The organism is Streptomyces sp. P17, from assembly GCF_032436805.1.
Taxonomy (GTDB): Bacteria; Actinomycetota; Actinomycetes; order Streptomycetales; family Streptomycetaceae; genus Streptomyces.
Genome location: NZ_JAVRBF010001414.1, coordinates 1 through 240 on the forward strand (window position 1 = coordinate 1; position 240 = coordinate 240).

Consider the following 240-nt stretch of genomic DNA (forward strand, 5'->3'; position numbering starts at 1 on the left):
CCTACGATAAGATGGAAGTCGTAGGACGTGGTGGAACTGACCTCCGTGCAGTTCGTAAGTGGATCATCAAGAATAGACCCAAGGCCATGATTATCTTCACTGATATGGGCTGTGAGGCTATGGAACCACTTGAGCCAAGTGACATGGTTCCAATTCTTTGGATCGTGTTCAACAACCCAACGGCCATCGTCCCACATGGGAAGGTGATCCACATTCAAGAATGATGTGGGGGAGCTTCGG

At 49.6% G+C, this 240-nt stretch carries 1 protein-coding gene; it reads left to right on the forward strand.

All coding sequences use genetic code 11. The features are described 5' to 3' along the window. On the forward strand, positions 1-224 hold a 224-nt coding region (locus RMT89_RS45180), incomplete at its 5' end, for a VWA-like domain-containing protein (protein WP_315889556.1). Positions 225-240 lie beyond the last annotated feature (16 nt).